Here is a 24,811-nt window from a genome sequence, read left to right as displayed (position 1 = left end):
CGGTCGGGCGCGACCGTCGAGCGCGGCGGGGGTCAGCGGGTGACGTGCAACCCGGCGGTCTCGAGCTCGGCGAGCTGCCACCCGAGCCACGGGCTCCAGGCGAACGGCGCGCCGGCGACGGCGGACCTGAGAGCATCCTCCGACACCCACGCCCGCTCGGCGACCTCGTCGTCGGCGGGCGCCGGGGTGTCGTCGGTCACCGCGCGGAAGACCGGGCAGACCTCGTTCTCGACGATGCCGGAGGCGTCGACCGCGCGGTACCGGAACTCCGGCAGCACGACCTCGACGTCGCGCACGGTGATGCCCAGCTCACGCTCGGCACGGCGGGCGATGGCGTCCTCGAAGGACTCGTCCGGGCCGGGGTGGCCGCAGAAGGTGTTCGTCCAGACACCGGGCCAGGTCTTCTTCGACAGTGCGCGCCGGGTGACGAGAACGTCCCCGTCGACGTTGCGCACGTGGCAGGAGAACGCCAGGTGGAGTGGCGTGTGGTCGGTGTGCACCGTGAACTTGTCCGCCGTGCCGATCGGGGTACGGTCGTCGGCCAGCAGCACCACGGATTCAGGGAAAGAAGTCATCTGTGTCGATAGATTAGGCCAATGAGCGAGGAAGCGACCACTGTGCCGCACATCGACCTCGCGCTCGTCGACGACTGCCTCGAGCGCTTCTTCGCCGTGTCCTCGGCCCGCGCCGAGCGGTACGGCCGACCCTCCGAGGAACTCTGGCGGGTGCTCCGCAAGGCGAGCATGGGCGGCAAGCGCTTCCGACCGCGCATGGTCCTGACGGCCTACGCCGGCATGGGCGGCTCCGACGTGCACGCCGCGGCGAACGTCGCCGCCGCCTACGAGCTGCTGCACACGGCGCTCGTGGTGCACGACGACGTCATCGACCGCGACTGGTCGCGGCGGGGACAGCCGAACGTCGCCGGGTCCTTCCGTGACACGGGCACGACCGGCGGGCTCCCGCTGCCCACCGCCGAGCACCGCGGGATGAGCGCGGCCGTGATCGCCGGCGACCTCGCGCTCGCCGGTGCCCCGCGCTTCATCGAGGCGTCCGGCGTCGACGGCGACCGACGGCAGCGGCTGCTCGAACTGCTCGACGAGGCCGTGTTCGCCAGCGCCGCCGGCGAGATGACCGACGTCGACCTGGCCCTCGGGGTCATGCCGACGGTCGACGAGGTCCTGGCGATGGAGCGTGCGAAGACGAGCGTGTACTCGTTCGAGGCGCCGCTGCAGTCCGGTGCCGTGCTCGCGGGCGCCGACGAGGACGTCGTCGCCGCGCTCGGTTCCTTCGGTCGCGAGATCGGCATCGCGTACCAGATCGTCGACGACCTGCTCGGGGTGTTCGGCGACGAGACGATGACCGGCAAGAGCGTCCTCGGCGACCTCCGCGAGGGCAAGCGCACCATGCTCATCGCGTACGCGGCGACCACCGACTGCTGGCCCGACCTCGAGCCGTACCTGGGCGACCCGGACCTGACCGAGGCCCGGGCCGACGAGGTCCGTGCGACCCTGGTGACCTGCGGTGCCCGCGCAGCTGCCGAAGCGCGGGTCGCCGAGCACACCGCCCTGGCCCGGGCCGAACTCGCCCGGCTGCCGTACCACCTCGCCGACCACCTGGAGGCCCTCGTGACCGAACTCGTGGAGCGCGCTCGGTGACCCACAGCACCACCACGGCGCCCGGGTCCCGCCCGGGGCGCCTGCAGCTCTACGACGCCACGGCCGAGGCCGCTTCCGGCGTCGTCATCGACCGCTACTCCACCTCGTTCGGGCTCGCGAGCCGCCTGCTCACGCGCGACACCCGCGAGCACATCCGGAACGTGTACGCCCTGGTCCGGGTGGCGGACGAGGTCGTCGACGGTCCCGCCACCGAGGCCGGTCTCGACCGCGACCTCGCCCGCACCGTGCTCGACGAACTCGAGGCCGACACCGAGCGGGCGATCGCGCTCGGCTTCTCGGTGAACCCGGTCGTGCACGCCTTCGCCCGCAGCGCCCGCGTCACCGGCTTCGGTCCGGAGCTCACGCGGCCGTTCTTCGCCTCGATGCGGATGGACCTGGAGCGGACGGAGCACGACGACGCCTCGTTCGACGCGTACGTGTACGGCTCGGCCGAGGTCGTCGGGCTCATGTGCCTGCGCGCCTTCGTGTACCGCGCCGGCCGGCCGACGTTCGACCAGGCCGAACTCGTGGCCGGTGCGCGCGCGCTCGGTGCGGCCTTCCAGAAGGTGAACTTCCTGCGCGACCTGCACGCCGACTTCGAGGTGCTCGGTCGCTCGTACTTCCCGGGCGTCGACATCCGCTCGTTCGACGAGGCCACGAAGGACCGCCTGGTCGCCGACGTGCAGGCAGACCTCGACCACGCGGCGCGGACGATCCGGCTCCTGCCGGCCGACGCCCGCAACGCGGTCGGTCTCGCCCACGCCCTGTTCCAGGAACTCAACGACCGGCTCGCGCGCACACCGGCGAGCCGCCTGGTGACGACGCGCGTGCGCGTCCCCAACACCGTGAAGGCCCGCCTCGCCGCGCAGGTCCTCGCCGGACGCGCACCGCTCCGGTCGCGCGCCACCACCCACCGGCCGGGAGGCCCGTCATGACCCCGCCCCGCGCCTCCCGACCCGAGACGGTCGCCCCCACCACCCGGCGCGCGGTCCCCGCGCGCCGTGCCGTCGTCGTCGGCGGCGGCATCAGCGGCCTCGCCGCCGCCGCGCTGCTCGCGCGCGACGGCTTCTCGGTGACCGTGCTCGAGCAGCGCACCCAGCTCGGCGGCCGCGCCGGCTCCTGGGAGCGCGACGGGTTCCGGTTCGACACCGGCCCCTCGTGGTACCTCATGCCCGAGGTCTTCGACCACTTCTTCCAGCTGCTCGGCACCTCCGCCGACGCCGAGCTCGACCTGGTCCGGCTCGACCCGGGCTACCGCGTCTACAGCGAGGGCCACGACGAGCCCATCGACCTGCGGGCCGACCGCGAGGCCAACATCGCCCTGTTCGAGTCCGTCGAGCCCGGTGCCGGTGCCCGGATGCGGAAGTACCTCGCCTCGGCCGAGGACACCTACGCGATGGCCATCCGCCGGTTCCTGTACACGACGTTCCAGGACCTCACGAAGCTCGCCGCCCCGGACGTGCTCCGACGCCTGCCCAAGCTCGCACGGCTCCTGCTGCAGCCGCTGTCCTCGCGTGCCGCGTCGGCGGTGCGGGACCGTCGCCTGTGGCAGGTCCTCGGGTACCCGGCGGTCTTCCTCGGCACGAGCCCGTACGCCGCGCCGAGCATGTACCACCTGATGAGCCACCTCGACCTGGCCGACGGGGTGCTCTACCCCAAGGGCGGCCTGACCGAGGTGATCTCCGCCGTCGAGCGGGTGGCACGTGCCGAGGGCGTGACGATCACCTCGGGTGCGACGGTCGAACGGATCCTCGTCGAGGACGGCGTCGCCACGGGCGTCGTGCACCGCGACCGCGACGGGGTGCAGCACACCGTGCCGGCCGACCTCGTCGTGAGCGCCGCCGACCTGCAGCACACCGAGATGCAGCTCCTGGCGCCCGAGCACCGCACGCACGGCGCCGACCACTGGAAGCGGCGCGACCCGGGGCCGAGCGCCGTGCTCGTGTACCTCGGCATCGACGGTCCGACGCCCGGCCTGCTGCACCACACGCTGGTGTTCACCGCCGACTGGAAGGCGAACTTCGGCGCGATCTTCGGCAAGGACCGGCACGTGCCGGACCCCGCCTCGATCTACGTGTGTGCCCCCTCGGAGACCGACCCGTCGGTCGCGCCCGAGGGGTCGAGCAACCTGTTCGTCCTGGTGCCCCTGCCCGCCGACCTGTCGATCGGCAAGGGCGGCATCGACGGTGCCGGCGACGCACTGGTCGAGCAGATCGCCGACCGTGCCATCGACGTCGTCGCGGAGCGGGCCGGTGTGCCGGACCTGCGCGACCGGATCCGTGTGCGCCGCACGATCGGGCCCCGGGACTTCGCCGACGACCTGAACGCCTGGAACGGCTCCATGCTCGGGCCGGCGCACACCCTGCGGCAGAGCGCGTTCTTCCGCGAGAAGAACGCGTCGAAGAAGGTCGAGGGGCTGTACTACGTCGGTGCCTCGACGATCCCCGGCATCGGTCTGCCCATGTGCCTGATCAGCGCCGAGGTCCTGCTCAAGCGGATCCACGGCGACACCAGCACCGAACCGCTGCCGACGCCGCTGCGTGCTCCGCGGGACCGGGCCGAGCAGGCCTGATGCCCGGGCTCTACCTCGCCGGCCTCGTGGTGTCGCTGGTCGGCATGGCCGTGCTCGACGCGCGCTTCCGGCTGTTCTTCTGGCGGGCACCGTGGCGGGCCGCGGCCGTGACGGTGGTCGGCGTCGCGTTCTTCCTGGTGTGGGACGTCGCCGGGGTCGCCGCCGGGATCTTCTTCATCGGGCCGCAGAACCTGCTGACCGGCGTGCTGCTCGCGCCGGAGGTCCCGCTCGAGGAACTCTTCTTCCTGCTGCTGCTCTGCTACTCGACGATGAACCTGGTCGGGTTCGTGCGGCCCCTCGTCGCGCGCTCGGCCGGACGGCGGCGGTCGTGAACGGCTCCGGCGCCTACGCGCTCCTCGCCGTGCCGTTCTTCGCTGTCACCGCGGTCGTCGCGGTCGTCGCCGGGATCGTCGCGGCCCGGCGGGCACGCGCGGCCGGGCGGGCACCGGCGAACGGGCGTCGCGTCGCGGTGCTGACGTCGGTGATCGCCGGCGTCGCGCTCCTGCTGATGACGGTCGTGTTCGACAACGTCATCGTCACGCTGCGCATCGTCGCCTACGACCCCGCACTCATCAGCGGTGCGAAGATCGGGGCGATCCCGGTCGAGGACCTCGCCTACGCGGTGTCCGCCATCGTGCTGCTGCCCAGCCTCTGGGTCCTGTTCGACCGGACCGGCGGACACGGCCGGACGGGCGCACGCGACCGGTCCGGCGCGCGCCCCGCGCCCGACCCGACCACAGCACCAGCGGAGGACCCGAAGTGAACGCCAGCACCGCCTCCAGGCCGTCGACCGCGCGCGCCCTGTTCGTGTCGTCGCGACCGATCAGCTGGGTGAACACCGCGTACCCGTTCGGTGCCGCGTACCTGCTCGGCAGCGGGGTGGGGGTCGACGGCGGTGGTGAGTTCTCGCTCGTCGCGTTCCTGGTCGGCGTCGTGTACTTCCTGGTGCCCTACAACCTGGCGATGTACGGCATCAACGACGTCTTCGACTACGAGTCCGACCTGCGGAACCCGCGCAAGGGCGGGGTCGAGGGAGCGCTGCTCGACAAGAGCGTGCACCGCACGACGCTGTGGGCCGTCGTCGTCACGAACGTGCCGTTCCTCGTCGCCCTCGTGGTGCTCGGGGCGGTGTCCGGCAACGGTCCGTGGTCGTGGCTCGTCCTGGCGATCAGCGTCTTCGCGGTCATCGCGTACTCGGCGCCGGGGCTGCGCTTCAAGGAGAAGCCGTTCCTCGACTCGCTGACCTCGTCGACGCACTTCGTCTCGCCCGCGGTCTACGGGCTGGCGCTGGCCGGGCCGCACTGGACGGGTCAGCTCGTCGCGGTGTGCGTCGCGTTCTTCCTGTGGGGCGTGGCCTCGCACGCGTTCGGCGCGGTACAGGACGTCCTGGCCGACCGGGCCGGGGGCATCGGCTCGGTCGCCACGGTGATCGGCGCGCGGGCCACGGTGCGCCTGGCCTTCGTCGCGTACCTGGTCGCCGGGGTCGCACTGCTGTTCTCGGCGTTCCCGGGGCCGATCGCCGCGGTCGTCGTGGTGCCGTACGCGCTCAACGTGCTGCCGTGGTGGAACGTGACGGACGACGGTGCCGAGGCGGCGAACGCCGGGTGGAAGCGGTTCCTCTGGATCAACTACCTGGCGGGGTTCATCGTGACGATGGCCCTCATCACGTACACCTTCGCGCACTGAGGCGGGAGGCGTCGGGGCGCCGGTCGCGTGACTCGCGGCATGCGCCGTCCGCGCCCCGCGGCGGGCATCGCGCCCCGACTCTCCGGGGCGCGATGCCCGTGGCCGGGCGCGAACGCCCGGGGCGCGATGGGGCGCGTGCCGTCCGCGCCCCGCACCGCCCCCGCCTGACAGACTGGACGGACGCACCGCGGCGCCCGTGGTGCGACACCAGCCACGAAGGAGTGCACGCATGACGGTCCGGATCATCCACGTCGGTCTCGGAGGGTGGGGCGGCAACTGGGCCCGCACCGCCATCCCAGAGGTCTCCGAAGTGGAGGTGGTCGGGCTCGTCGACCCGGTCCCGGCGACGCTGGAGGCCGTCCGGGAGGACCTCGACCTGCCCGGGGCTGCCGCGTTCTCGTCGCTGACCGAGGCCCTCGCCGGGGTCGAGGCCGACGCCGTCGTCATCACCGCCCCCGCCGTCACACACGTGCCGCTCGCGCTCGAGGCCCTGGACGCCGGCAAGCACGTGCTGGTCGAGAAGCCGTTCGCGAACACCACGGACGAGGCCGTCACCGCGGTCCGCCGTGCCGAGGAACTCGGCCTCGTGCTGCAGGTCAGCCAGAACTACCGCTGGTACCCGGCGCCCCGGGTCGTGCAGGACCTGCTGGCGTCGGGCACGGTCGGCGAGCTCTCCGCGATCACCGTCGACTTCCGGCAGTGGGACAACGACCAGCCCGCCGAGACGTACCCGCACTACCGGTTCCCGCACGCGATGATCAACGACATGGCGATCCACCACTTCGACCTGCTGCGGATGATCACCGGGCAGGAGGCCGTCCGGGTCTTCGCCAAGGCCAGCTACCCCGCCCACAGCAAGTACCAGGACGAAGCGGTCGCGTCGATGATCATCGAACTCGACGGCGGCACCGTGGTGAGCTACCGCGGCAGCTGGCTGAGCCGCGCCCCGCGCACGGCCTGGGCCGGCGAGTGGAGCATCCAGGGCGAGGACGGCGAGGTCTGGTTCACGAGCCGCAGCGGTGCGCCGAACGCGGTCGAGGGCGACCGGGTCACCGTGCGCAGCACGCAGGACGACGACGCCGTGCCCGTCGAGCTGCCCGTGCTCGAGCACACCGACCGGCAGGGCGGGCTGCAGGCGTTCGCGCGCTCCGTCGAGGGCGGTCCGGCCCCGGCGACGAGCGGCCGCGACAACCTGCGGAGCCTCGCGCTCATGGAGGCGGCCACCCGCTCGGCCGCGTCCGGTCTGCCCGAGGACGTCGTCGTCCCGTCCTGACCGCGGCCTGGAGGCGCGGGGCGGGCCCGCCCCGCGCCTCCCGTCCGGCGGTGGTCGCGCCGGCTAACGCCGGTGACGGTTCGCGCTCACCGACAGTCCACGCGTCGGAGCGTCCGTGAGGTGTCGCCGAGCCCGTGGACCTGCGAGCAGGTCGCTGCGTCAGGCGGCTCCGGCCGCCCGCCGCGCCTGCGCGACGGCCCGCCGCGCGCCGAGCGACCACGCCGGGCCGTGGCCCGGCAGCACGTGCTCGGCCTCGGTGTCCGCCAGCCGGTCGAGCGACGCGACCGCGGTGTCGACGTCGGCGGTCGCGGCGGGGGCCACGATGCGCGGTCCGATGCCGCCCGTGTACGGGTCGAAGGTGACGAGCGCGTCGCCCGCGATCACGGCGTCGCGGTCGGCGAAGTGCAGCGCCACGTGCCCGTCGGTGTGTCCCGGTGTCTCGATGATCCACGGGGAGCCCGGGACCTCTGCTCGGGACTCGAGCGGCTGCGTGTCGGCGATGCCCTCGACGGTGGCGGCGCCGGCCAGCAGCATGCGTCCGAGCGGCCCGAGGCCGCCGGGGTGCAGCGTCACGAAGCCGAACCGGTTCGTCTGCGGCCGGTACGAGTACGGGTGCTCGGCGAGGTGCCGGTCGCCCGGGTGCACGTACACCGGGGTGCCCCACTCCCGGTGCATCCGCGCCGCGGTGCCGACGTGGTCGAAGTGCCCGTGGGTGAGCAGGAGCGCCTCGACCCGGTCGGGTGTGTACCCGAGGTCGTGCACGGCGAGCAGCAGGTGCGGCCAGACGGCGGGCAGCCCCGCGTCGACCACGAGCAGGCGGTCGCCCGTCTCGACGAGGTAGGTGTTGGTGTGTGCGATCTCGAGGCGGTGGATCCCCTCGGCGACGTCCCGGAAGAGCATGACGCGCACGCTAGCCGCGACTGGCTGAGCACCCCCGCGGCCCCGGACTGGTAGGCAGAGAGCATGCCGAAGGACAGCATCCCCGAGCTCGAACTCGCGAACGTGCGCACGCGCGAACGCCTGACGGACAGCGTCTCCGAGATCCGACGCCGCTCGGACGTGCCCGCCCGCACCCGGCTCGCCGTCGCGAAGGCACGCCAGCGGTGGCACCGCGACCCGACGCCCCTCGTGGCGATGGGCGTGACGGCCGCGACCGGCCTGGCCGCGATCATCCTCGGCGCGCGCATCGGCCGGAGCCCGGCGGGACACCTGGCCCAGCCGCCGGCATCGTCGGCGTTCACCGCCCTGCTGCCGTTCGGCGCACGTGGTGGACTCGACCTCGACCAGACCCGCTCGGACCGGAAGGGTCGGAAGGCTCGGAGCAAGGCGGCCGAGGAGGCGCTCGAACGCGACCCCGCGCACAAGCTGCGCAACAAGCAGCGCATCGGCATCGCCGCGGTGCAGCGCCAGGCGACGAAGAACCGCAAGAAGGCAGCGAAGCGCGCCAAGGCGGCCGCGAGGGTGAAGGGCTAGACCGATGGCACGCGACGCGCAGAAGCCCGCACCCGACGACCCCCGCAAGCCGGACAGCCCGACCGACCTGACGAAGCCGTCGTTCACGTACACGCTCAAGAAGACGCTGCGCGAGTTCACCGGTGACCAGTGCACCGACCTCGCCGCGAGCCTGACGTACTACACCGTCCTCGCGCTCTTCCCCGGGCTGCTGGCGGTCGTCTCGATCCTCGGCCTGGTGTCGAACCCGAAGGACACCATCGACACCCTGCTCGACGTCGTGACGAACGTCGGTGGCGGACAGGTGGCTGAACTCCTCCGCGACCCGGTCGAGGGGCTCGTCCGCTCGCCGGCCGCCCCGATCACGTTCATCGTCGGTGTGCTCGGTGCCCTCTGGTCGGCCTCCGGCTACGTCGGCGCCTTCGGCCGCGCGATGAACCGCATCTACAACGTCCGCGAGGGTCGTCCGATCTGGAAGCTCCGCCCGACCATGCTCGGCGTCACCGTCGCGACCGTCGTGCTGCTCGTCCTCGGGCTGCTCGTGCTCGTCTCCGGCCCCCTGGCGCGGAGCTTCGGCGACGTGATCGGGCTCGGCGATGCCGCGGCCCTGGTCGTGTCCATCGTGCAGTGGCCGATCCTGCTCGTCATCATGATCGCCGTCGTCGCGATCCTGTACTACTGGTCGCCGAACGTGCGGCAGTCGAAGTTCAAGTGGGTCAGCGGCGGCGCGGTCCTGGCGATCGTCATCTGGATCGTCGCGAGCGTCGGGTTCGGGTTCTACGTCGGCAACTTCTCGAACTACAACGCGACGTACGGCTCCCTCGGCGGGGTCATCGTCTTCCTGCTGTGGATCTGGATCACGAACAACGCGCTGCTCTTCGGCGCCGAGTTCGACGCCGAGCTCGAGCGCGGCCGCCAGCTGCAGGCCGGCATCAGGGCGGAGGAGGACATCCAGCTGCCCGAGCGCGACACCCGCCAGATCGAGAAGCAGGACGAGCAGCACGCCAAGGACGTCCTCGAGGGGATCAAGATCCGCGAGAGCGCCGGGCGCACGAAGGACTGACGGGGCCCTCCCGGGCGGGGGCGTTACGGTTCCGCCGTGCCGTCCTTCCTCGAGGGGCTCCCGTTCCGGTGGCTCGTCCTCGCACTCTTCGCGATCGTGTTCTGCCGTGCACAGGCGACGTACTGGGTCGCACGGCTCGCGGTCACGGGCGCCTCGAGATCGCGGTGGGGCGGGTGGCTGCGGTCGCCCGCCGTCCGTCGAGGCTCGGCGTTGCTCGAGCGCTGGGGACTCCCGGTCGTCACGGTGAGCTTCGTCGTGGTCGGCCTGCAGACGGTGATGAACGCCGCGGCGGGTCTGGCCCGGATCGCCTGGTGGCGGTACACGGTCGCCATGGTGCCGGGCTGCGTCGCGTGGGCGCTCCTGTACGCGACCGTCGGCCTGGCGGTGTTCTGGGCCGTGGTCGCGGCGCTGGCCGGGTCGCCGTGGGGCATCGCGGCGCTCGGGGGACTGGTGGTCACCGCCGCCGTCGCGCTGACGGTCGTCCACAGGCGTCGCAACCGCTCAGGAGGCCCGGCCCGGCTTCCGTAGGCTGGCCCGCGTGACGACAGAACCGCTCCAGAACCGTCCGGTCGCCCTGGTGACCGGAGCCACCCGCGGCATCGGCCGCGCGATCGCCGCCGACCTCGGCCGCACCCACCACGTGCTCGTGGGCGGGCGCTCCGCCAGCGCCGTGGACGCCCTGGTCGCGGAGCTGCCGAGCGCGGCGCCCTTCGTCGGCGACCTCGGTGCGGGTGACCTCCCGCCGCTGCCGGAGCGGCTCGACGTGCTCGTGCACTCCGCCGGCGTCGAGCAGGGGACGACCGTCGCCGAGACCCCGCGCGCCGTGTGGGAGCAGGTCTTCGCGACGAACGTGTTCGCGGTCGCCGAGCTCACCCGGGTGGCGCTGCCGGCGCTCCGGGCGGCCCGGGGCATCGTCGTGCCGATCAACAGCGGCTCCGGCTTCCACTCCGGCCCCGGCGGTGGCGTGTACGCCGCGTCGAAGTTCGCGCTGCGGGCCTTCGCCGACGCCCTGCGCGAAGAGGAACGGGCGGACGGCGTCCGGGTGTCGAGCGTGCACCCGGGCCGCACCGACTCGGACATGCAGCGGCAGCTCGTGGCGAAGCTCGGGGAGTCCTACGACACCGACTACTACCTGGCGCCGGAGGACGTGGCCGCCGCGGTCCGCACCGTCGTCGACCTGCCGGAGCGCGGCACCGTCGAGTCGCTCGCGATCCGACCGACCCGACGGCGCTGAGGACCTCGCCGCCGTCGGGCTACCGAAGCTCGATCCGCTCGTCGAGGTCGAGCCGGTCCAGGAACGTCTCGTCGTGGCTGACCACGATGAGCGCTCCGCGGTAGGCCCGCAGCGCGTCGACGAGCTGGTCGACGCTCGTCAGGTCGAGGTCGTTCGTCGGTTCGTCGAGCACGAGCAGCTGCGGTGGCGGGTCGGCGAGCACCAGGGTCGCGAGCGCCACGCGGAACCGCTCCCCACCGGACAGATCTCCGGCCCGCCGGTCGACGGTGTCGCCACGCACCAGGAACCTCGCGAGTCGGTTCCGCACCTCGGCGACGGGGACGTGCGGGGCGTCCCGGCGCACGTTGTCGAGCACGGTCGCGGTGTCGTCGAGGGTGTCCTTCTGCTGCGGCAGGTACGCGATCCGGTCGACGTGCGCGACGGCGGTGGTGTCCGGCAGCGGGTGCGCACGGGCCGCGGGGTCGCCGACGAGCTGCTCGAGCAGGGTGGACTTCCCGACGCCGTTGTCCCCGGTGACCGCGATCCGCTCCGGCCCCTGCACGATCGTCCCGCGTCCGCGCAGGGTGATGGTGGCGATGCGGCGCGATGCCGGCACCTCGGGGTCGGGCAGGGCGACGTGGATCGACTCGTCGTCGCGCAGACGGAGCTCGGCCGCGCGCACGGTCGCGAGTGCCTGCTGCTCGGCGGAACCGTGCGCGACCCGGAGGCGTCCGGCGGTCTCCTGCGCTTTCTTCCGCTGTTCGTTGGCCAGGATCTTCGGCATCGACCGGCCCGCCTCGGCACCGGCCTTCGCGCGGCGGGCGATCTTCGTCTCCGCCTCGATGCGCTGCCGCTTCTCGGCACGGTGCCGCTGCTCGGCGACCCGCACCTCGCGTTCGACGGCGGCCTGCTGCACGGCCAGGTGGTCCTGGAACGCACTGAACGTGCCACCGAACACGGTCATCGAACCGGCGCGGAGCTCCACGGTCTCGTCGACGTGCTCGAGCAGCTCACGGTCGTGACTCACCACCACGAGCGTCCCGCGCCAGTCGTCGACGACGTCGAGGAGCAGCCCGCGGGCCCGTCGGTCCAGGTTGTTCGTCGGTTCGTCCAGGAACGCGATCGGCCGACCGCGCAGCCGGACCCCGGCGACGGCGACGAGCACGCCCTGCCCGCCGGACAGCGTCGACAGCGGCCGGTCGAGGTCGCTGCCGTCGAGTCCGACGCGTTCGAGCACCGCGGCGGCACGCTCCTCGAGGTCCCAGTCGTCACCGACCGCGTCGAGCTGCGCGGGGTCGGCGTCGCCGGCGAGGACGGCACGCAGCGCGGTGAGCGTGGGGCGGACGCCGAGCAGGTCCGCCACCGTGGCGGCCTGGCCCGGGGTCGACGGCGGCGACAGCCGCTGTGGCAGGTGGTCGACGGGACCCGACGTCGAGATGGTGCCCGACGTGGGGTGGAGCCGGCCGGTCGCGAGCCGGACCAGCGTGGATTTGCCGGCCCCGTTCCTCCCGACCAGGCCGGTGCGACCGCGCCCGAAGGCGGCGGACAGGTGGTCGAGCGCGACGGTGCCGTCGGGCCAGGCGAAGGTGACGTCGTGCAGGACGACGGACGGACTGGTGGGCATGGAGGTGTCTCCCCGGTGTCGGTGCTGGGCGCACGACACCGAGCCCACCCGAGCGGGCGAGGAGCGCCCGACGGGGCGCGCGATCACGGTGTCAGCGCGTGGGCTGAGCGGTACCGGTGATCGACAGCAATCCGTCTGCTTCCGTCGGGGACCCCCGTGACCGCCATCCGATCCGCCGGTCGGTCTCCCGCCCCGGGGGCCTCGCGATGACGACGAGGTGGCACCCACGGTAATCCCGCACGCACGCACCCGCAAGGGATGACAGGCTGGGGGCATGCCGGAGAACCTGTTGCCGACCCCGTCGTCGAACCCCGAGACCCTGCTGCCCGCCGAACCGGAGGTGACCGCCGCGCTCGCCGCGGACGCCCCCGTCGCCAGCGTGGTGGTGTCGCACCCGTCGTCGAGCCTGGCGTGGGCGCTGCTCGCCGACGAGGCGTGGGAGCGCGGCGCGAGCCTGGAGTCCTACGCGTACGCCAGGGTCGGGTACCACCGGGGGCTCGACGCCCTGCGCAAGGCGGGGTGGCGCGGTGCCGGTCCGGTGCCGTGGTCGCACGAGCCGAACCGCGGTGTGCTGCGCGCGCTGTTCGCCCTGCGCCGCGCGGCCGAGGCGATCGACGAGCCCGGCGAGCCGGAGCGCCTGACCGAGTTCCTGAACGCGAGCGACCCCGAGGCGCTGCGGGCCCTGGGCGCGTAGCGCGCGGGCGCCCGGCGCGGCGCAACCGCCCCGCGCCCCGCCACGGTCGTCGCGCCCCGGAGAGACGGGGCGCGAAGACCGCAGCGGGGCGCAGCTCGCGCGCCGCGCGCAGCCGCGCCTACCCCAGCAGCACGCTCCACGAGAACGCCTGCGGCCACAGCTGGTGCTCCGGCAGCACGTCGAGCCCGCACGCGCGTGACCCGAGCCCGTGCTGCGCGGCGTCGAGGTACAGGTACAGGTGGTCCGACACGGGCAGCTCGTAGGGGTGCGCGGCCCGGTCGACCTGCTGCGCGGTCCACGGCGACAGGGTGAACCCGGCACGGTGCGCCCCGATGGTCGACACCGTGAACGGCCCGACCGACAGCGACCGCAGTGCAGGCCGGTGCCCGGTCTCTTGCGGCCGCGAGTACTCCACACCGAGCGACCGCACCGGCGCGGTGAACCGGCCGACGCGGGCGGCGTGCGACGAGTCGGCGTACGACTCGAGCGGCCCCGTGCCGAACCAGGTCGCCTCCGCATCGGCCAGCGACGCGGGCAGGTCGAACCGCACCCCGATCCGCGGCCAGGTCACGTCCCACGCGCCGAACGGCACGGCGTCGGTCTGCAGCTGCAGCCCGTCGGTCGTCAGGGTCCAGCGGTGCGTGACCTCGAGGCCCGACCCGCTGTTCGCCGCCGCCACGCGCACGCGCTGCTCCAGGCCGGACGCGGTGCGGGTCACCGACACCAGCCGGTGCGTCAGGCGGTCCAGCCCCCGGTCGCGCCAGCGCGTCGCCGACGGGGGAGCGTCCGGATCACCGACCCCGTGCGTGAGCACCGGGTCCGCCGTCTCGTAGCCACCCTGCGAGGCCAGTCGGTCGTTGTCGGTCGGCGCGCGCCAGAGCTCCAGGCGCGGCCCCGCGACCTCGTGGCCCTTCCAGGACACCAGGTCACCCCGCGCGCTGAAGGTCCCGTCACCGAGCTGGTCACCGTCCCAGGTCTGCCGGGAGGCCCGTGGTGCGTCCGCCGCGCGGCTCGCGACGAGCCGCTGGGTGCGTGCGACGACGTGGCCGGTGTCCCCCCACGCGGTCGGGCCCGCCAGTTCCACGGTCAGGTCGAACCAGAGCTCGTCGCCGGGGGCGAGCTCCGACGTGGCCGCGTCGAGCACCTCGGCGGGCACCGGGACCGTCGCCGACTCACGTGCGGCGACGATGCCCGTGGACAGCCGTCCCGCGGACTCGACCACGCCGTTCCGCGACAGGGTCCAGCACAGCCGGAGCCCGGCGGTCGAGGCCGAGTGGTACCGGTTCTCGACCAGGATCGTGGTGTCGGACACCGCCAGGCGGATCGGGGCCACGACGGCAGCGAACTCGGCGAGCCCCGGCGTCGGGGTGTCGTCGGGCAGCACCAGGCCGTCCATCACGAAGTTGCCGTCGTGCACGACCTCGCCGAAGTCGCCGCCGTACGCGTAGTAGTCCTCGCCGGCGGGCGTCGTCGCCAGCAGGCCGTGGTCCCGCCACTCCCACACGAACCCGCCGTGCAGGCGCGGGTACCGGTCGACCAGGGCCTCGTACTCGGCGATCTGCCCGGGGCCGTTGCCCATCGCGTGCACGTACTCGCAGTGGATGAACGGCTTCGACCGCTGTCGTGCGGCCTCGGCGGGACCGCAGCCCAGCAGGGGCGTGGGCGTGCCGCCGCCGATCGACTCGGTCTCCTGCAGCGTCGGGTACATCCGGGAGTACACGTCGGTGTACTCGCCCGTGTAGTCGCCCTCGTAGTGCACGGGACGCTCCGGGTCGCGGTCGTGCACCCACTGCGACATCGCCGCCAGGTTCCGCCCGGTGCCGGACTCGTTGCCGAGCGACCACATCACGATCGACGCGTGGTTCTTGTCGCGCTCGACGGTCCGGGCCATGCGGTCGACGTAGGCCTCGGCCCACGCCGGGTCGTCGGAGGGGTTGCCGACCCAGCCGGTGAAGATGAACCCGTGCGTCTCGAGGTCGCACTCCAGGATCACCCAGAACCCGAGCTCGTCGGCCAGGTCGAGCACGCGGGGGTGCGGCGGGTAGTGCGAGGTGCGGATGGCGTTGACGTTGTTCCGCTTCATGAGCGCCATGTCGGCGCGCGCGTGCTCCTCGTCGAAGACCCGGCCGCGCACGGGGTGGGTCTCGTGTCGGTTCACGCCGTGGAACACCACGCGCTCACCGTTCACCAGGAACCGGTCGCCGACGATCGACACCGTGCGGAAGCCGAGCCGGAGCGAGACGGTCTCGCCCTCGGACGACAGGGTGGCGTCGTACAGCCGCGGCAGCTCGGCGCTCCACGGCTCGACCCCCTCGACCTCGATCGGCGCGACGTCCTCCGCCGAGGCCCAGGTCACGTCGACCCCCAGGTCGGGCACCGCGAACCGCACCGGGAACGCCGCGTCGAGCGTCGGGAAGGTGATCGTGCCGGTGCCCGTCGCGGGGCGACCCGACGCCGCGGTGCCCGCCGACGCAGCGGTGCCGAGGGTCGCGCGCCACCCGGCCCGCACGAACACGTCGTCGATCGGCGCCGTCGGACGGGCGAGCAGGGTGACGTCGCGGAAGATCCCGGGCAGCCACCACTGGTCCTGGTCCTCCAGGTAGGACGCCGCCGACCACTGGTGCACCCGGACGAGCAGCTCGTTCGTCCCCGCGACGAGCAGCGAGGTGACGTCGAACTCGGTCGCCAGTCGCGACCCGGTCGACCAGCCCACGAGCTCGCCGTTCAGCCACAACCGGAAGTGCGACTCGACCCCGTCGAACCGCAGCAGCACGCGCCCCGCGGCGTCGAACGACGACGGCACCGAGAAGGTGCGGCGGTGGTCGCCGGTGGGGTTCTCCTCCGGCGGGTGCGGCGGATCGATCGGGAACGGGTACTGCAGGTTCGTGTAGCTCGGCGCACCGTGCCCGTGCAGCACCCAGTGCGACGGGACGGGGATGCTGCCCCACTCCGCCTCCGCCCCGGGGAGGGGGACGTCGGCGACCGGCGACCACCGGAAGTCCCACTCCCCGTTCAGCGACAGGGCCGGGGCGTCGGTGTGCAACCAGGCCCGCGGTGCGAGCCGCGTGTCGGAACCCGGGGTGGTGGAGGAGAGTGCGGCGATGGTCAACCCTTGACCGATCCTTCCGTGAGGCCCCCGCGCCAGAAGCGCTGCAGGACGATGATGGCGATGACGAGCGGGATGACCGAGACGAGCACCCCGCCGGTGGTGAGCTGGTAGAACTCCGGCAGCCGGTCCACCTGGGCACGCCAGTTGTTGAGTCCCAGTGTGATCGGGTACAGCTTCTGGTCTGCCAGCATGATGAGCGGCAGGAAGAAGTTGTTCCAGATGCCGACGACCTGGAACAGGAACACCGTGACGAGCGCCGGGGTCATCTGCCGCAGCACGATCGTGTGGAAGATCCGCAGCTCACCGGCACCGTCGATGCGTGCCTGTTCGAGCAGCGCGGTGTCGACGGAGGCCGAGGCGTAGACCCGGCAGAGGAACAGCCCGAACGGCGAGACGAGGCTCGGGATGAGCACGCTCCAGTACGTGTCGGTCAGCCCCAGCGTCGAGAACAGCAGGAACAGCGGCAGTGCGGTCGCGGTGCCCGGTACGAGCACGCCGCCGAGGATCGTCCCGAACACGAGCTGCCGACCGCGGAACTCGTACTTCGCCAGGGCGTACCCGCCGGCCGCGGCGAAGTAGGTCGCGAGCACCGCTCCGACGCCGGAGTACAGGACGCTGTTCGCGATCCAGCGGACGAAGATGCCGCCGTCGTACGAGAACACCTGCTGGATGTTGCTGAAGAGCGCGAACTCGCCGCCGAACCAGAACCCGGGCGTCGAGAACAGCGCGCCGGTGGTCTTCGTGGCGGCGATGACCACCCAGTACAGCGGCACGAGGAAGTACAGCGCCGCGATGACGAGGATCCCCGTCACGACGATCTGCGACCTGCCCGAGCGGTCGAGTTTGCGACGCTGGTGCGCGGTGATCGACGTGGTGTCGACGGGGACGGCGGTCTTCGCCGTGGCCGGCGCTTCGATGGCTTCGCTGGTCATGCGTCCGTCCCCTTCGTCCCGTTCTGCAGTCCGGTCCTGGCCGGGAGGCCCGGCTCGGCCGTGGTGGTGACCGTGCTGCCCGCCGCAGCGCGCGTCTGGAGCGCGGTGCGGGCCTCCAGACCGTCCCGCTTCGCCCGCTTGCGGCGGTCGCGTTCGTCCTTCGGCGGTCGGTTCGTCAACGCGAGGAACGCGAACGACAGGATGAACGCGGCCAGGGCGATGATGACGGCCTGCGCGCTCGCGACGCCGTACTCGTTGAACGCGAACGCGTTCGTGTAGGCGGCGTAGTTCGGCGTGTACTCGGTGTCGATGGCCGGGGCCACGGTCGACAGGATCTGCGGCTCCGCGAAGAGCTGCAGCGTGCCGATGATCGAGAACACGGTCGTCAGCACCAGGGCCGGGGCGATGAGCGGGATCTGGATGCGCCAGGCGACCTGGAACGCGTTGGCGCCGTCGACCTTCGCGGCCTCGTAGACCTCGCCGGGGATCGACTTCAGCTGCGCCACGATGATGAGCATGTTGTAGCCGGTGTAGGTCCACGTGACGATGTTCGCGATCGACCACAGCACGCTGTTCGCGCCGAGGAAGTCCGGCTGCAACCCGATCGACTGCAGGCCCGCGACGATCGGCGAAAGCCCCGGCACGTACAGGAACGACCAGAGGATCGTCGCGATGACCCCGGGGACGCCGTAGGGCATGAAGTAGATCGCGCGGAAGAACCCCGGCCACCGGGCGCTCGCCGACTCGAGCAGCAGCGCCAGGATCGTGCAGGCGATGATCATCACCGGGACCTGCACGATGCCGAAGAGCAGCATCCGCCCGATCGAGGCGACGAAGCCGCTGTCCTGCAGGGCGATGACGTAGTTGTCGAAGCCGGCGAACCGGCCGACGACACCGTCCTCGCCGAACAGTCCCTCGCGGTCGACGGTCGTGAACGACTGGAACAGGGCGCTGATGATCGGGATGACGAACGTCAGCAGGAACAGTGCCAGGAACGGCGCGAGGAGGATCCACGGGGCGCGCTTCTGGGCGCTCGTGGCCTTCGTGCTCGTGCGGAAGGCGGGGGCGCCGGCGGCCGGTCGACCGGCGGACTGCCTGGTGGTGGTCTGCTGGGTCATCGTGCCGTCCTGACGCTGAGGCCCTTGTCCTTGAAGGACTGGACGATCTCCCGCTGGGCGAGCTCCACGGCGTCGCTGAGCTTGAGGCCGGAGGTGAGCTTGCGGCGGAACTGGTTCTGCAGGCTCGTGAACGCCGACTGGGTCACGGGGGACCACGACCACTCGACGTTCTGCGCCTGCGCCGCGGGGACGAACACCTCTTCGTTGTAGTTCTGCCCGGAGAACCACTCGGACGGCTGCTGGCGGGCGGCGCCGATGTAGTCGACCGCCGGCGACCAGCCGATGCCGCAGTACTTGATCATCGCGTCGATGCCCTCCTTCGACGTGGTCATCCACGTGATGAACTCGAGCGCCTCCTTCGGGTGCTTCGCGTTCGCCAGCACGGCAGCGGTCGAACCGCCGATCGCGCTCGAACCGAACCCGTCGGCGCCCCACTTCTGCATCGGGGCGACCTTCCACTTGCCCTCGCCGCCCTGCACCGACTGGATCAGGGCGTCACCCCAGCTCGCGCTCGTGACGGCCGCGATCCTGCCGCTGGCCGCCGCGGCGTACCACCCGGGCGAGTACGCGCCGGCGCTCGTGTCGACCAACTTCTCGTCGATGACGCCGTCGAAGAAGTCGGCGACCATCATCGTCTTGTCATCGGTCATGTCGACGACCCACTGGTCGCCGTCGATCTTGAACCACCGCGCCCCCGCCTGCTGCGCGTACGCGGCGAAGGGCGACGCGTCGGCCACCGGGAACACCTCGAGGTAGTTCTGCTTGCCGGTGCCGCGGACCTTCTCGGCCAGGTCGCGCCACTCGTCCCACGTCGTCGGTGGTTCGCCGCCGGCCTGCTCCAGGATCGCCGTCTGGTAGTAGAAGCCCATCGGGCCGGTGTCCTGCGGGATGCCGTAGATGCCGTCGACGAACGACACCTGGGCCCACGCGGCCTCGTCGTACTTCGACTCGAAGTCCTTCGCGCCGTACCGGGCCAGGTCGACCAGGCCGTTCGCGAGCATGAACTCGGGGATCTGCCGGAGCTCGACCTGCCCGATGTCCGGGCCGCCGCCGGCTGCGAGCGCGGAGTACATCTTCTGGTAACCGCCGCTGTTGCCGCCGGGGATCCAGTTCGCGGTGACCTGGATGTCCGGGTGCGTCTCGTTCCAGACGTCGCACACCTTCTGCAGGTCCTTCAACCAGGCCCAGTAGGTGAGTTGGACGGTCTCGCCCGAGGCCGCGGCGGGCACCAGGGCCGCCTTGTTGACGTTGGTCGAGCCCGGGACGGCGCAGCCGGCGAGGAGTCCCGCCGCCGCCGTGCCGAGGCCGAAGCCCAACAGGTGTCGTCTCGTGATGGGTCGTGGTCGTGGCGCCATTGCCGCACTCCGTTCGCCGTTGATCGGGGTTGCCCACACCCAACCACAGAACCGAACGACGGTGTGGTTTCGTGACCGTCTCGTTGCTGTGGGGTCGCCGGGAACCCTCCGCCTGGGTGTTCGCTGGCGACTGTGGACGGCCCCGGTCGGGCGGGTGGAGTGTGGTCGCACGTGAGAGCGCCGGGGCTCGTCGGCTCCGGCCCGTCCGAGAGGAGCTGCCATGACGTCGACCAACGCGACGAGCGAACTGCACCGGATCCTGGGGGAGCGACTGGAGGGCGGAGGCACCTGGGCCTGGGCCTACGGCGACGTCTCCGGCAACGTCGAGGACCCGCGACGGCAGGCGGCACTCCGACTGCGCGGGATCGAGGAGACCCTCCGTGCGCAGGGCGCGTCCGACGCGGTCGTCGACCTGGTCGCCGCCGAGTTCGAGCAGGAGCCGGGCGTCCCGTCGCCGGTCGCGCGCTACGTCCTGGTGCACGACGACGTCGTGGTGCTGAGCGAGGTCCTGCCCGGGCACCTGCACGGACCGGAGTCCGTGGGGGTCGGTGCCGTGCCGGACCTGGTGCCGCTCGTCGCCCACCGCCCGGTCGACCTGCCGTTCCTGGTCGTGCACGCCGGCAAGGAGGGCGGGGCGTTCCGCGCCTACCGTCTGGGACACGCCGCGGTCGCCGTCGAGCAGCAGGTCGAGGGGCGCAACGACACGTTGCACTACGCCAAGGCCGGCACCGGCTGGAAGCAGCCGCACTGGCAGCAGCACACCGAGGAGATCTGGAAGCAGAACCAGTCCGAGGTCGCGAGCGCCCTCGACGCAGCCGTCCGCGACCTGCGGCCCGGGCTCGTGGTGGTGGCCGGCGACGTCACGGCCCGTGAGCTCCTGGTGAAGTCGCTGTCGAACGAGGCGAAGGCGCTCGTCTCGGTCTTCCCCGGCGACCCGCGGGCAGACACCGCGTCGAAGCAGGCGTTCGTGGAGCACGTCGAGACCGCGCTCGCCCGGGTCGTCGCGACGCATCGGCACGACCTCGAGGACCTGCTCCGCACGCACACCGGCCGCGGCGACAACCAGGTCGTGACCGGGATCGGGTCCGTGGTCGAGGCCCTGCAGCAAGCCCAGGGCGCGACGGTGGCGGTGGACGCGCAGGCGGTCGGGGACCGCACGCTGCTCGCCCTGGCGGGTGCGCCGTGGGTGGCGACCGCGCCCGAGCAGGCCGCGGGCACCCCGGTGATCGGTGCGGTGCCGGCGGTGTGCGCGCTCGTGCGGGCCGCGGTGCTGACCGACGCCGACCTCGTGCTCGTGAACGCGGCGTCCCTGCCCGGTGGCGCACCGGCCGCCGCCCTGCTCCGCTGGCCGGTCGGGCCGACCGTCCCCGCGTGAGGCTCCGGACGCCGTCGCTGTGCTGAGCCGGTGACGGACGGGAGGCCCGTGGCGACCCCGCCTCGGGCCTCCCGTCCGTCGCTCCGCCGGTGCCGCCCGTCAGTCGGACGAGCGGTCGACGCGGGGGACCAGGGGCAGTGCCAGCAGCGGCAGGACGGCGACGATGCCGAACGACGCCGCGAAGCCGACCGTCGTGACCAACGCACCGACACCGGGGCCGACGGCGCTCGCCGCGATGAACTGACCGGTGTTCTGCGCGCCGAGAGCCCTGCCGGACCAGTACGGCCCTGCCGCCTCGGCGACGGACGTGTAGGCCAGGCCGTTGTCGGCGACCGTGACGCTCGTCGCGATGACCAGGAACACGGCTCCGGCTGCCAGGTGCGTGACGTCGACGAGCGCGAGCAGCCCCATCACGGCGGCGGCACCGACCGCGACGACCCGCAGCGGCCCGACCCGCGACCCGACCCGGTCGCTCCAGACGCCCACGAGGATCCGGCCGACGGCCCCGACGAACTGCGAGGCGCCGACGAGCAGCCCGGCCGCTGGCGTCGACCAGCCGAGGCCCACGAGCCAGACGAGGCCGTAGGTCGACAGCGTGAACTGTGGCACCACGAGCAGGACCGACACGGCGTGCACCCGCCACAGGAAGCCGTCGGATCGGTAGGGGTTGGCCGGCACCGTCGCCACGGCGGCACAGGCCGGACGCGGCGGGTCCGTGATCCCGACCGCACAGCAGGCGGCGAGCACCGCGCACAGGACGACCGGCAGCACCAGGGCGGCCCGGATGCTCGACGCCTCGGCGAGCTGCGGGACCGTGAGGGCGGCGAGCGTCACGCCGAGGGGCTGGGACATCTGCCGGATCCCCATCGCCAGGCCGCGCCGCTCCTTCGGGAACCAGCCGACCACGACCCGCCCGCTCGCCGCGTTGGTCGATGCACTCGTCATGCCCCCGGCCAGGAACGCGAGGCCGAGCAGGACCGGGTCGCCCGCCGCCGCCCACGCCCCGACGGCCGCGATCGTGGTGAGGGCGAGCCCACCGGCGATGACGACACGTTCGCCGATGCGGTCGGTGATCGCACCCCACGCGATGAGCGTCAGCACCATGCCGAAGGTGGGCGCGGCGGCGAGCAGGCCGGCCACGGGCAGCGGGGTCCCGTCCGCGTGCAGGGAGGGGATGAGCAGGGCGGGAGCGGTCACCACGAGCGTGCCCGCGGCCTGGGCACCGACGCCGAGGGCCAGCATCGTCCAGGCGCGCGGGCTGGTAGGAGTGGGAGGAGTGGTCGCGGTCATGCCATCGTTTCACCCTGGAACGGATTGGTATACCATGACGGTATACCATTCCCGCCCACTCGCCACTAGGCTTGTCCGCCGTGACCGACACGACCGACGCCGCGCCCGTGTCGCAGACGGCCCAGCTCTACGACAACCTGCGCGCAGCCATCCTGACCCTCGACATCGCGCCGGGGGAGCGCATCTCCGAGCGCGGACTCGAAGCCCGGTTCCACGCTTCACGCACCCCCGTCCGCGCCGCACTGTCGCGGCTCGAGCGCGAGGGGCTCATCCTGCACGAGGGGCGCTCGTGGACGGTCACCCCGATCGACCTCGACGAGATCGCCTCGCTCGCCGAGCTGCGCGGCATCCTCGAACCCGCCGCCGTCCGGCTCGCGGTCGAGCGCGCCGACGCCGAGCAGCTGGCCGAGGTCCGCGGGCACCTCGACGACCTCCGGCCCTCGCCGGACCAGCAGGCCGGCATCCGGATGGGGTCGACGTTCCACCTCGAGCTCGCCGCGCTCGGTGGCAACCGGTTCGTCACCGACGCGATCGCCGACGCCCTGACGCGGTTGGAGCGGACCCGCTGGATCGAGGTCCGGACGCCCGAGGCGCGCGACGCCGCATGGCAGGAGCACAGCGCGATCATCGACGCCGTCCGGGACGGTGACGCCGACCGCGCGGCGCAGCTCGTCTCGGCACACGTCGCCGGCACGAACGACCGCCTGCTCAGCTGGATCGCCCAGGAGCGTCGTCGCCTGCGCGGTGCGGGCATGACGATCGTCGGCACGACCGAGCGCTGACGGACCGTCCACGCCGTGGACGGGACCGCTCGCGGTCGCACTCCGTCGGTGCGTGCCGGACGCGCGGGCGTGCGCCGCGCCTCCCGACCGCTCGTCGGTGCGGTGAGGGCCCGACGAGCCGCCGCTACGGCCGGTCGACCGGCTCCTGGGTCGGATCGACGTCGTCGAACGTCGTGCCCTCCGTGCGTTCGAGCAGTGCAGCACGCACCTCGGCCTCGTCGTGGCTCGCGCGGTTGGCGAGCTTGCTCCCGGAACGTGTCGACTGCGACATGTCGGTGTCCTTCCCTGCGTGTGTGGGCAACCAGAACGGTGCGGGCAGGCGGCCCGCTGGTGCGCTTCCTCACGGGACGTACTGAGGTCGCAACAGTGTCGCGCGGACGGTACGGTCCCGCAAGCACCCGCCGTGCCCCTGTGGAGAAACCGCGCTCCGGGTCGTGCCTAGGATGGTCCGGCCGCGCAGACGAGGCGCGGCTCCAGCGGACGGCGGACGGGAGGCACGGCTTGGCCGACCAGCGCACCGCACCGCCCACCGTCTACGACGTCGCGTCCGCCGCCGGTGTCTCCATCGCGACCGTCTCCCGCGTGCTCCGCACGCCGGACGCCGTCCGCGAGGGCACCCGGGACCGCGTCCAGGCGGCGATCCGGACCCTCGGCTACGTCCCCTCCGGCAACGCCCGCGGTCTCGCCGGCAAGCGGACGGGTGTCGTCGGGCTGCTGCTGCCCGGGTTCGACGTGGTGCCCGACGAGCGACCGGACCTGGTGACCGACGGCGGCGTCCGCGTGGTGGACGACCGCCGGCACGTCACCCAGCCGTTCTCGTCGAACCTGTACTTCGACGAGGTCCTGCGCGGCGCCGAGACCGAGGCCTGGCAGCGGGGCCTCGCGCTGATGGTCGCAGCCGGGCGCGGGTCGTCCCGTGACGTCATCGTCAACGACGTCGCCGGCCGGGTCGACGGTCTCGCCGTGCTGGCGCAGACCGTGCCGGACGACCTGCTCGACCACGTCGCCCGACGCATCCCGGTCGTGGTGCTCGCCGACGACCGGCGCTCGCACGGCTTCGACTCGGTGAGCGTCGACAACGCCGCCGGCATGCGCACGCTCGCGTCGCACGTGATCGGGCGTCTGGGCATCCGGTCGCTCGCGTACGTCGCCGGTCCGATCGACTCGCCGGACGACATGGAGCGGTCCGCCGGGTTCCGGGCCGCGTTGGCCGACCACGGCGTGCCGGCATCGGCGGTGCGGGTGGTGCACGGCGACTTCGGGCGGGCCCGGGCGCGGGAGCTCGCCGACCAGCTGCTCGCCGGGGACGTCCCGCGGGCCGTCGTGTGCTCGAACGACCAGTCGGCGCTCGGGGTGCTCGACGCGGCGGCGGCCCGGGGGCTGCGGGTGCCCGAGGACGTCGTCGTCACCGGGTTCGACGGCATCGACGCTGCGCGGTTCTCGTCACCGCCGCTGACCACGGTGCACCAGCCGATGGGTGCGCTCGGCCGTGCCGCCGTGCTGGCGATCGTGGACCGCCTGGAGCGCCGCGAGGGTCCGCCGCGTGCGGTGCGCCTGCCCGTCGAGGTGCTGCTGCGCGAGAGCTGCCCGCCGTCGCTGTAGCGGGCCGGGCCAGCGC

The 24,811-nt window shown here is 72.6% G+C and carries 23 protein-coding genes and 1 pseudogene; 15 read left to right on the top strand and 9 right to left on the bottom strand.

Annotation, left to right across the window (positions count from 1 at the left end; all coding sequences use genetic code 11):
• Positions 1–32: 32 nt before the first annotated feature.
• Positions 33–575, bottom strand: a complete 543-nt coding sequence (idi, locus tag LEL83_RS02185) for an isopentenyl-diphosphate Delta-isomerase (RefSeq protein WP_225557587.1) — start codon at positions 573–575, stop codon at positions 33–35.
• 21 nt (positions 576–596) lie between these two features.
• On the opposite strand from idi, the gene LEL83_RS02180 reads away from it, so the two are divergent.
• The 7 genes from LEL83_RS02180 (at position 597) to LEL83_RS02150 (ending at position 7,186) form a co-directional block, all read left to right on the top strand.
• On the top strand, positions 597–1,655 hold the full coding sequence (locus LEL83_RS02180; RefSeq protein ID WP_225557586.1) for a polyprenyl synthetase family protein: 1,059 nt from the start codon (positions 597–599) through the stop codon (positions 1,653–1,655).
• Positions 1,652–2,590 (top strand): phytoene/squalene synthase family protein, encoded by a 939-nt coding sequence (locus tag LEL83_RS02175; protein WP_225557585.1) that lies wholly within the window; start codon positions 1,652–1,654, stop codon positions 2,588–2,590. The genes LEL83_RS02180 and LEL83_RS02175 overlap by 4 nt, the downstream gene beginning before the upstream one ends.
• The gene (gene crtI, locus LEL83_RS02170; RefSeq protein WP_225557584.1) at positions 2,587–4,227 is read left to right on the top strand and encodes a phytoene desaturase family protein; all 1,641 of its coding nucleotides are present in this window, start codon (positions 2,587–2,589) and stop codon (positions 4,225–4,227) included. The genes LEL83_RS02175 and crtI overlap by 4 nt, the downstream gene beginning before the upstream one ends.
• A complete protein-coding gene (locus LEL83_RS02165) occupies positions 4,227–4,559 on the top strand; it encodes a lycopene cyclase domain-containing protein (RefSeq protein ID WP_225557583.1) in 333 nt (110 codons plus the stop codon). The genes crtI and LEL83_RS02165 overlap by 1 nt, the downstream gene beginning before the upstream one ends.
• The gene (locus tag LEL83_RS02160; RefSeq protein WP_198657532.1) at positions 4,556–4,990 is read left to right on the top strand and encodes a lycopene cyclase domain-containing protein; all 435 of its coding nucleotides are present in this window, start codon (positions 4,556–4,558) and stop codon (positions 4,988–4,990) included. The genes LEL83_RS02165 and LEL83_RS02160 overlap by 4 nt, the downstream gene beginning before the upstream one ends.
• Entirely contained in the window at positions 4,987–5,913 is a 927-nt protein-coding gene (locus tag LEL83_RS02155) for a prenyltransferase (protein WP_225557582.1), read from the top strand. Before LEL83_RS02160 ends, LEL83_RS02155 begins: the two co-directional genes overlap by 4 nt.
• A 229-nt stretch (positions 5,914–6,142) precedes the next feature.
• A complete protein-coding gene (locus LEL83_RS02150) occupies positions 6,143–7,186 on the top strand; it encodes a Gfo/Idh/MocA family protein (protein ID WP_225557581.1) in 1,044 nt (347 codons plus the stop codon).
• Between the two features lie 159 nt (positions 7,187–7,345).
• Here LEL83_RS02150 and LEL83_RS02145 read toward each other — a convergent pair whose 3' ends face one another.
• Positions 7,346–8,086 (bottom strand): MBL fold metallo-hydrolase, encoded by a 741-nt coding sequence (locus LEL83_RS02145; protein ID WP_225557580.1) that lies wholly within the window; start codon positions 8,084–8,086, stop codon positions 7,346–7,348.
• Between the two features lie 63 nt (positions 8,087–8,149).
• On the opposite strand from LEL83_RS02145, the gene LEL83_RS02140 reads away from it, so the two are divergent.
• From LEL83_RS02140 to LEL83_RS02125, 4 genes are read left to right on the top strand one after another with little or no spacing between them, the layout of a single operon-like run.
• A complete protein-coding gene (locus LEL83_RS02140) occupies positions 8,150–8,659 on the top strand; it encodes a hypothetical protein (RefSeq protein ID WP_225557579.1) in 510 nt (169 codons plus the stop codon).
• A gap of 4 nt (positions 8,660–8,663) precedes the next feature.
• Positions 8,664–9,701: a YihY/virulence factor BrkB family protein gene (locus tag LEL83_RS02135; RefSeq protein ID WP_225557578.1), complete on the top strand. Its 1,038-nt coding sequence runs from the start codon at positions 8,664–8,666 to the stop codon at positions 9,699–9,701.
• Between the two features lie 36 nt (positions 9,702–9,737).
• Positions 9,738–10,229 carry a DedA family protein gene (locus LEL83_RS02130; RefSeq protein WP_198657538.1) on the top strand — a complete coding sequence of 164 codons (492 nt, stop codon included), beginning with the start codon at positions 9,738–9,740 and terminating at the stop codon, positions 10,227–10,229.
• A 10-nt stretch (positions 10,230–10,239) separates the two neighbouring features.
• Entirely contained in the window at positions 10,240–10,935 is a 696-nt protein-coding gene (locus tag LEL83_RS02125; RefSeq protein WP_225557577.1) for an SDR family oxidoreductase, read from the top strand.
• A gap of 19 nt (positions 10,936–10,954) precedes the next feature.
• Here the strand turns inward: LEL83_RS02125 and LEL83_RS02120 are convergent, their stop codons facing one another.
• Positions 10,955–12,538 (bottom strand): ABC-F family ATP-binding cassette domain-containing protein, encoded by a 1,584-nt coding sequence (locus LEL83_RS02120; protein ID WP_225557576.1) that lies wholly within the window; start codon positions 12,536–12,538, stop codon positions 10,955–10,957.
• 274 nt (positions 12,539–12,812) lie between these two features.
• Here LEL83_RS02120 and LEL83_RS02115 point away from each other — a divergent pair, with 274 nt between their 5' ends.
• Positions 12,813–13,232, top strand: coding sequence for a DUF3151 domain-containing protein (locus LEL83_RS02115; protein ID WP_198657541.1), 420 nt, complete (start codon positions 12,813–12,815; stop codon positions 13,230–13,232).
• 118 nt (positions 13,233–13,350) lie between these two features.
• Here LEL83_RS02115 and LEL83_RS02110 read toward each other — a convergent pair whose 3' ends face one another.
• The 4 genes and pseudogenes from LEL83_RS02110 to LEL83_RS02095 form a co-directional block, all read right to left on the bottom strand.
• The gene (locus tag LEL83_RS02110) at positions 13,351–16,341 is read right to left on the bottom strand and encodes a glycoside hydrolase family 2 TIM barrel-domain containing protein (RefSeq protein ID WP_225557575.1); all 2,991 of its coding nucleotides are present in this window, start codon (positions 16,339–16,341) and stop codon (positions 13,351–13,353) included.
• On the bottom strand, positions 16,338–17,273 hold the full coding sequence (locus tag LEL83_RS02105) for a carbohydrate ABC transporter permease (protein WP_225557574.1): 936 nt from the start codon (positions 17,271–17,273) through the stop codon (positions 16,338–16,340). The genes LEL83_RS02110 and LEL83_RS02105 overlap by 4 nt, the downstream gene beginning before the upstream one ends.
• A gap of 167 nt (positions 17,274–17,440) precedes the next feature.
• Positions 17,441–18,391, bottom strand: a pseudogene (locus tag LEL83_RS02100) (carbohydrate ABC transporter permease); the annotation flags it as partial.
• Positions 18,388–19,746, bottom strand: coding sequence for an extracellular solute-binding protein (locus LEL83_RS02095; RefSeq protein WP_372454427.1), 1,359 nt, complete (start codon positions 19,744–19,746; stop codon positions 18,388–18,390). The pseudogene LEL83_RS02100 and the gene LEL83_RS02095, both read right to left, overlap by 4 nt.
• Before the next feature lie 220 nt (positions 19,747–19,966).
• Between LEL83_RS02095 and LEL83_RS02090 the strand changes: the two genes are divergently transcribed.
• A complete protein-coding gene (locus tag LEL83_RS02090; RefSeq protein WP_198657545.1) occupies positions 19,967–21,121 on the top strand; it encodes a baeRF2 domain-containing protein in 1,155 nt (384 codons plus the stop codon).
• A 99-nt stretch (positions 21,122–21,220) separates the two neighbouring features.
• Here the strand turns inward: LEL83_RS02090 and LEL83_RS02085 are convergent, their stop codons facing one another.
• A complete protein-coding gene (locus tag LEL83_RS02085; protein WP_225557571.1) occupies positions 21,221–22,411 on the bottom strand; it encodes an MFS transporter in 1,191 nt (396 codons plus the stop codon).
• Between the two features lie 80 nt (positions 22,412–22,491).
• Between LEL83_RS02085 and LEL83_RS02080 the strand changes: the two genes are divergently transcribed.
• The gene (locus tag LEL83_RS02080; RefSeq protein ID WP_225557570.1) at positions 22,492–23,193 is read left to right on the top strand and encodes a GntR family transcriptional regulator; all 702 of its coding nucleotides are present in this window, start codon (positions 22,492–22,494) and stop codon (positions 23,191–23,193) included.
• 124 nt (positions 23,194–23,317) lie between these two features.
• Here the strand turns inward: LEL83_RS02080 and LEL83_RS02075 are convergent, their stop codons facing one another.
• Complete coding sequence (locus tag LEL83_RS02075) at positions 23,318–23,464, bottom strand: hypothetical protein (RefSeq protein ID WP_198657548.1); 147 nt, start codon at positions 23,462–23,464, stop codon at positions 23,318–23,320.
• 230 nt (positions 23,465–23,694) lie between these two features.
• On the opposite strand from LEL83_RS02075, the gene LEL83_RS02070 reads away from it, so the two are divergent.
• Positions 23,695–24,795 (top strand): LacI family DNA-binding transcriptional regulator, encoded by a 1,101-nt coding sequence (locus tag LEL83_RS02070; protein WP_198657549.1) that lies wholly within the window; start codon positions 23,695–23,697, stop codon positions 24,793–24,795.
• The last annotated feature ends 16 nt before the right edge of the window (positions 24,796–24,811 follow it).

Origin of the sequence: Curtobacterium oceanosedimentum (assembly GCF_020297365.1) — a bacterium.
Lineage (GTDB): Bacteria > Actinomycetota > Actinomycetes > Actinomycetales > Microbacteriaceae > Curtobacterium.
The sequence above is the reverse complement of the archived record's forward strand: the minus strand, read 5'-3'. Positions and strand labels throughout refer to the sequence as shown.